The following is a 5,920-nucleotide window of genomic DNA, read 5'->3' on the forward strand; positions in this document are numbered from 1 at the left end:
AGCAAGGGGGTTGGCATCGGTGGGCGCGCGGGCGACCCCGTACTGGCGGCCGCTGACGGGCGCGTGGTCTATGCCGGCTCCGACCTGCGTGGCTATGGCAACCTGATCATCCTCAAGCACAACAACACCTACCTGACGGCCTATGCCCACAACCAGGCGTTGCTGGTGCGTGAGGACCAAACCGTGCGCCAGGGGCAAAAGATCGCCGAAATGGGCAGCAGCGACGCCGATCGGGTGAAGCTGCACTTCGAAGTCCGGCGCCAGGGCAAGCCGGTCGATCCGCTGACCCTGCTGCCGAGCCGCTGATGAACCCCACCCCTGATCTGTGTGCCGGCGCCGACGCCGGTCTGCCCGCCAGCACCCCGAACGAACCACCCAGACCCGCGGGTGTGCCCACGTCTGCGCTGTGGATTCAGGCACTGGATATCGAAGCGCAGGGCATCGCACGCCGCCCCGACGGCAAGGTCGTGTTCGTGGAGGGGGCGCTGCCCGGTGAGTGGGTCGATGTGGTGGTAACCCGGCGCAAGAACCAATGGGAAGCGGGACAGGTGCAGACCATCCATCGTGCATCGCCGTGGCGCGTCACGCCGCGCTGCCCGCACTTTGGCCTGCACGCAGGCGCATGCGGTGGGTGCAAGATGCAGCACCTGGAGCCATCGGTGCAGGTGGCGATCAAGCAGCGCGTGCTCGAGGATAACCTGTGGCGGCTGGGCAAGGTGCGGCCGGAGCAGGTGTTGTCGCCCATCGTCGGCCCCGCCTGGGGCTACCGCTGGCGCGCGCGGCTGTCGGTGCGGTATGTGGCCAAAAAGGGGGACGTGCTGATCGGCTTTCACGAGCGCAAGAGCAGCTATGTGGCTGACATGGGCTCGTGCGCGGTGTTGCCAGCGCCGGTGAGCGCGCTGCTGCCATCCTTGCGCGGTTTGCTGATGGCGATGGACGCGCGCGAGACCTGCCCGCAGATCGAGCTGGCGTGTGGCGATGGCGTGACCGCTTTGGTGCTGCGGCACTTGGAGCCGTTGTCGGACGCGGATCGGGATCGCTTGCGTGCGTTCGCCCGCGCCCATCCGTCGGCCACGCTGCAGTGGTGGCTGCAGCCCAAGGGGCCCGAGAGCGTGCACCGTCTCGACCCCGACGACGGCACGCCCGAGCTGTCTTATGCGCTGCCGGAGTTCGGTCTGCGCATGCCGTTTCGCCCGACCGATTTCACCCAGGTCAACCCTCACATCAACCGTGTACTGGTCGGGCGCGCGCTACGCTTGTTGCAGGGGCAGCGGCACGAGCGGGTTATCGACTGGTTTTGCGGGCTGGGTAACTTCACGCTGCCGATTGCCACCCAGGCGGGCGAAGTGCTGGGTGTCGAGGGCAGCGAGGCGCTGGTGGCACGGTCCCGGGATAACTGGGCGCGCAACCAACGGGAGCGCGGGGGCTTGGCGCCCACCACCTTCGTCGCGCGCAATTTGTTCGAGATGACGCCGGCGCAATTGGTGGCCGACGGGCGGGCGGATCGGTGGCTGGTCGACCCGCCGCGGGAGGGGGCGTTTGCCCTGGTCAAGGCCCTGGCCGATCTACACCAGGCGGCCCTGTCGGGTGCGCCGGCACCCACGACGCCCGAAGGGCAGCCGTGGCGACCGCCGCAGCGCATCGTCTATGTGAGTTGCAACCCGGCGACCCTGGCGCGCGACGCGGGCTTGCTGGTGCACCAAGCAGGCTACCGCTGCACGGCGGCGGGCGTGGTCAACATGTTCCCCCACACCGCGCACGTCGAGAGCATCGCGGTCTTCGAGCGCGACGCAGCGCTGGCTTGACGCGGCGGACGCATCAGCGCCCAGCGGGCGCGACGATCTCCTCCTTGACGGCATCGCTGTCGGCCACCTTGGGCGGCGCCGGCGGCGCGGGGGGGATGTCGTTTTCCCGCATGTACTCGTCCATCTCGCGCCAGCCAGCAAAGATGGCGGCTTTGGCAGCTTTTGGATTGCTCGCGTAGCAATCTTCCAGGCTGCGCTGCGTGTGGCGGCAGGCTGCACCAATGGCCTTACCTTCGGCTTCGCGGCGCTGGGCTTGCTTGGCGGGCGTGTCGATGCCGAGCGCGTCGCATCCCGTCAGCATGGTGGCCGCGGCCACCAGCGCCAGGCCGGTGCGGGCAGGCAAGCGATAGGCGGTGGAGAAGGCAACAGGGGCGAGCGACCTCATGATCCGATTGTCGGAGAAGGGGGAGGGATCGGCCACCTCCACGAGGCACGAAAAAAACGATGCCCGGACCGTCATTTTCGCGGTTCGGGCATCAGACGGCGCTGGCCGATCGGGTGTCAACCGTCACGCAGCCAGCGAAACCGCCGCAGAAGGCCTCATTCGCGCTCGCCGCCGAAGATACCCAGCAGCGCCAACAGACTCTGGAAGACGTTGAACAGGCTCAAATACAGCGCCAGCGTGGCGGAGATGTAGTTGGTCTCGCCGCCGTCGATGATGCGCTTGAGATCGACCAGCAAGAAGGCGCTGAAGATGCCGATCGCCATCACCGACAGCGCGGCCATGAACGCCGTGCTGCCGACGAATACGTTGATGATGCCGCCGATGAGCAGCACGATGGCGCCGAAGAACAGCCACTTGGCCAACCCTTCGAGGTCACGCTTGACGACGCTGGCCAGATTGGCCATGACAAAAAACACGGCAGCCGTCCCGCCGAAGGCGGTCATGACCAGCTGGGCGCCATTGCCAAAACCCAGCACCACGGCCAGCAGCCGCGACAGCATCAACCCCATGAAGAAGGTGAACGCCAGCAGCACCGCCACGCCAGTGGCCGAGTGTTTGGTTCGCTCGATGGCGAACATGAATGCGAATGCGCCACCCAGAAAGACGAGCAGGCCAATACCGCCGGACAGCGCGGCGGTGATGCCCGTGCTGACCCCAATCCACGCCCCCAGCACGGTGGGCACGAGGCTGAGCGCGAGCAGCCAATAGGTGTTGCGCAGAACGCGCTGGCGCGATGCGTCGCCAACCAGAGCGTCAGAGCGACGGATAGCGGTGTCGAAGTTCATGGCAGACGTCTCCTGTCATCGAGGCGGTCTAGGGTGGGGAATCTTCCGCAGTGTAGGATCGGTCGTCGGGGGAGCAAGTTCCCGGTACTCGGGCTGGATGACCGTGGCTGCGAATCGAACGGCACGTATCTTCGCACGTCTTGCACTCTTACCGCTCGGGCTCGGTCACGAAGCCCACGCTGCGCAAGCCGGCACGCTGCGCGGCTGCCAGCGCCTGTGCCACGCGTTCGTAGCGTACCTCCCGGTCTGCCAGGATCTGCAGCGGCGGCTGGTTGTCAAGGGCGCCGATGGTTTGCAGGCGTTGCTCGAGGGTGGCGTCATCGACGTCCTCGTCGTCCCAGCGGTAGCTGCCGTCGGCGGCGATGCTCAACCGCACAGCCTGGGGTGGTGGCGTTTGTGGCGTGGCACTTGCCTGGGGTAGGTTGACGGAGACGGCGTGCTTCATGACGGGAATGGTGATCATGAACACGATCAGCAGCACCAGCATCACGTCGATGAGCGGGATCATGTTGATTTCGCTCAGCAGCTCGCCGTCTTGGTCGTCTTGGATGGAAAAGGCCATGGCTTGAGTCTCCACTTGGCGCTCAGCGCGCTTCACTGCGCAAGGGCCGCACTTTGCTGTCGTCGGCTTGGCGGCTCATCACCCGTGCGCCGGTCACGAAGTAGGCATGCAAATCGTGCGCGAAGCGGTTGACGCGATGCACCAGCGCCTTGTGCCCGCGCACCAGGGCGTTGTAGCCCAGCACGGCGGGGATGGCCACGGCCAAGCCGAGTGCGGTCATGATCAGCGCCTCACCGATGGGGCCCGCCACTTGATCGAGGGTGGAGGAGCCTGAGATGCCAATCCCGATCAAGGCGTGGTAGATGCCCCAGACCGTGCCGAACAGCCCCACGAACGGCGCGGTCGAGCCCACTGACGCCAAGATCCACAGGCCCGATTGCAACCGCGCGACGAAATCGTCGATGGCGTGGCGCAGGCCGCGCTGCACCCATTCGCTCAGGTCGAGCTGGTCGTGCAGTTGAGGCGTGCGGGGTGACCCGTCTTGCCCCTGGAGGTGGGCGGCTGCATCCCGACCGTGCACCGCCAGCAGTCGGAATGGGTTGTCCACCTCGCGCCCGAGGCGCTCCAGCCCGTCGGCGAAGTCGCTGGCGTGCCAAAACGCCTCGACCCGGCGCGCCTGGGCGCGGTAGCGGCGCAGGTCCAGCGCCTTGAGGACGATGACCACCCAAGAGACCACCGACATCAACAGCAAGAGGATGGCGATGGCGCGGATGACGCCGTCGCCTTGCGCCCACAAGTGGGCGAGTCCGAAAGCGGTGGGCATTGCTGTGGTTTCCATGGTGGGTCGTTTCCTATCTTCAACGAGTCGGTTTCGAATATCGGCAGGGCGGGTGGCTTTGTCAGCGCAGCTCAAATTGGATCGGGATCAAAAACCACATGGCCTCTGGCACGCCGTTGCGCTTGCCCGGCACGTAGCGCCACGACAAGACCGCCTGCCGGGCTGCCTCGTCGAGCCGCTCGTAGCCGCTGGAAGTGCGGATTTCGGCGGCGGAAGCGGTGCCATCGGGCTCGATGCGCACGCGCAACACCACGCGGCCTTGCTCGCCCAAGCGGCGAGATAGCGCCGGATACGCCGGTGGCGGGTTGTTGAGGTACGCGGCGCTGGCCGAGGGCAACTCGATGCGCGGCGGTGCTGGAGGGGCCGCGGGTGCCGACGCGGCGGCCTCCGTGGCGATGGATGGCCCGCCCTGGGTCGCCGCTGCGGCAGTGCTCACGGGCGTGGAGGCGGCGATGGGCACGGAGGTTTCGGTTGCCGCCTCTGCGGGGGCAGGTGTTGCGACGGGGGCGGGCGCAGGCGGCGTCGCTTCTGGTGCCGTCCACGAGCGCGGGACTGGTTTGGGCCATTGACGCGGCACCGGCTCGCGCCGGGAGGGTGGCGTGATCGGCGCAGGCTCTGGCACCGGTGCAGGGGCGGTAACCGCGGCCGGCGCGAGGGAGACTTGCACCACGCGTGGCGGGGTAACTTGGGGCGATACCGGTCGCTGCCACGCTTGCTGCAGCGCCCAAAGCGCCAACCCATGGCCTGCGGTCACCGCAAGCGTCACACCCCAAACCCGAGCGTGCACGGGATGGCGCCGTGCCACGGGTGTCGCGGGGGTGGCTGCAGGCGAGGAGGGCAGGAACGCAAAGCGCATTACCGAGTTGTATATCGTTTTCTCTGCACGCGCCACTTTGCGCCACTAGCGGGCTGGTTTGCTGGGCAGGCGGCGCAGGTGGTCAATGGCGCGTCGCGCGGGCCGCACGTGCCACAGCAGCGATGCGCATGATACCGAGTTGAGTCGATTGGTGAATCCATACTTTATCACAAATACGAGTGAGTCGTATTACGGATACATAGCGTGAGTCGATGCGGACAATAGAAACTATCAATACAGCGTAACGATTGTTTCGAGCTATGATATCGGTGTTGGTACGGATGTCCCGTACCGCTATCGTGGTTGTCAGTGTTCAACCCGTCTCAAGAAAGGAAGCGCTCTATGAGCATCATCAACAAGCAAGTTCAACCCTTCAAAGTGCAAGCGTTTCACAATGGCAAGTTCGTCGAGATCACGGACCAGTCGCTCAGGGGCCACTGGTCGGTGCTGATCTTCATGCCCGCGGCGTTCACCTTCAACTGCCCGACCGAGGTGGAGGACGCGGCCGAGCACTACGCCGAGTTTCAGAAGCTGGGCGCCGAGGTGTACGTCATCACCACCGATACGCACTTCTCGCACAAGGTGTGGCATGAAACGTCGCCTGCCGTGGGCAAAGCCAAGTTCCCCCTCATTGGCGATCCGACGCATCAGCTCACCCGTCAGTTTGACGTGCACATCGATGAGGAAGG

8 protein-coding genes are annotated in these 5,920 nt (G+C 65.8%); 3 read left to right on the top strand and 5 right to left on the bottom strand.

Annotated elements, in window-relative coordinates; all coding sequences use genetic code 11:
• On the top strand, positions 1-306 hold a 306-nt coding region (locus Q0716_RS05485; protein WP_299020593.1), incomplete at its 5' end, for a peptidoglycan DD-metalloendopeptidase family protein.
• Positions 306-1,805, top strand: a complete 1,500-nt coding sequence (rlmD, locus tag Q0716_RS05490) for a 23S rRNA (uracil(1939)-C(5))-methyltransferase RlmD (RefSeq protein ID WP_299020595.1) — start codon at positions 306-308, stop codon at positions 1,803-1,805. The genes Q0716_RS05485 and rlmD, both read left to right, overlap by 1 nt.
• Positions 1,806-1,818: 13 nt before the next feature.
• Here the strand turns inward: rlmD and Q0716_RS05495 are convergent, their stop codons facing one another.
• From Q0716_RS05495 to Q0716_RS05515, 5 genes are all read right to left on the bottom strand, one after another.
• The gene (locus Q0716_RS05495) at positions 1,819-2,190 is read right to left on the bottom strand and encodes a hypothetical protein (RefSeq protein ID WP_299020598.1); all 372 of its coding nucleotides are present in this window, start codon (positions 2,188-2,190) and stop codon (positions 1,819-1,821) included.
• Positions 2,191-2,345: 155 nt separating this feature from the next.
• Positions 2,346-3,035, bottom strand: coding sequence for a Bax inhibitor-1 family protein (locus tag Q0716_RS05500; protein ID WP_299020603.1), 690 nt, complete (start codon positions 3,033-3,035; stop codon positions 2,346-2,348).
• A gap of 148 nt (positions 3,036-3,183) precedes the next feature.
• Entirely contained in the window at positions 3,184-3,597 is a 414-nt protein-coding gene (locus Q0716_RS05505; protein ID WP_299020606.1) for a biopolymer transporter ExbD, read from the bottom strand.
• A gap of 22 nt (positions 3,598-3,619) precedes the next feature.
• Complete coding sequence (locus Q0716_RS05510) at positions 3,620-4,360, bottom strand: MotA/TolQ/ExbB proton channel family protein (RefSeq protein WP_299020613.1); 741 nt, start codon at positions 4,358-4,360, stop codon at positions 3,620-3,622.
• 76 nt (positions 4,361-4,436) lie between these two features.
• Positions 4,437-4,811: an energy transducer TonB gene (locus Q0716_RS05515; protein WP_299020609.1), complete on the bottom strand. Its 375-nt coding sequence runs from the start codon at positions 4,809-4,811 to the stop codon at positions 4,437-4,439.
• 762 nt (positions 4,812-5,573) lie between these two features.
• On the opposite strand from Q0716_RS05515, the gene Q0716_RS05520 reads away from it, so the two are divergent.
• On the top strand, positions 5,574-5,920 hold a 347-nt coding region (locus Q0716_RS05520; protein ID WP_299020611.1), incomplete at its 3' end, for a redoxin domain-containing protein.

It is taken from the genome of uncultured Tepidimonas sp. (genome assembly GCF_938045175.1).
Lineage (GTDB): Bacteria > Pseudomonadota > Gammaproteobacteria > Burkholderiales > Burkholderiaceae_C > Tepidimonas.

Bases quoted from the DNA above. Each gene is read 5' to 3' on its own strand.
- Q0716_RS05495 (WP_299020598.1), bottom strand. From the start codon at position 2,190: ATGAGGTCGCTCGCCCCTGTTGCCTTCTCCACCGCCTATCGCTTGCCT.
- rlmD (WP_299020595.1), top strand. From the start codon at position 306: ATGAACCCCACCCCTGATCTGTGTGCCGGCGCCGACGCCGGTCTGCCC.
- Q0716_RS05510 (WP_299020613.1), bottom strand. From the start codon at position 4,360: ATGCCCACCGCTTTCGGACTCGCCCACTTGTGGGCGCAAGGCGACGGC.
- Q0716_RS05500 (WP_299020603.1), bottom strand. From the start codon at position 3,035: ATGAACTTCGACACCGCTATCCGTCGCTCTGACGCTCTGGTTGGCGAC.
- Q0716_RS05505 (WP_299020606.1), bottom strand. From the start codon at position 3,597: ATGGCCTTTTCCATCCAAGACGACCAAGACGGCGAGCTGCTGAGCGAA.